This window comes from Faecalibacterium sp. DFI.5.82 (genome assembly GCF_029076575.1).
GTDB classification, from domain to species: Bacteria; Bacillota; Clostridia; order Oscillospirales; family Ruminococcaceae; genus Faecalibacterium; species Faecalibacterium duncaniae.
In genome coordinates this window covers 1-300 of the sequence record NZ_JARFIS010000791.1, presented here as the reverse complement: position 1 = coordinate 300, position 300 = coordinate 1, and the positions used below count along the sequence as shown (strand labels likewise).

Genomic DNA, 300 nt, shown 5'->3' with positions numbered 1-300 from the left:
TGGCCCAGATGATAGAGATGGCGGGCGGTGATTATGTTTTTGCGGACCTGACCGACAACGGCAACAACCTTTCCACCATGAACCTGCCGCTGGAGGATTTTTACGCCGGTGCAAAGGATTCGGATGTGCTCCTTTACAACAGCACCATTGAGGGCGTGGTGCATACCACGGAGGAACTGTTGGCAAAATGCCCCCTGCTGGCCGAGTTCAAGGCCGTGCAGAGCGGCAGTGTCTGGTGCACCACCCAGAGCTTTTTCCAGCAGAGTACGGCGCTGGTCGATTTTGTGCTCGATCTGCACC

The 300-nt window shown here is 56.3% G+C and carries 1 pseudogene; it reads left to right on the top strand.

What is annotated here, in order from left to right:
• Positions 1 to 300 (top strand): annotated as a pseudogene (locus P0G09_RS18920) (ABC transporter substrate-binding protein); the annotation flags it as partial.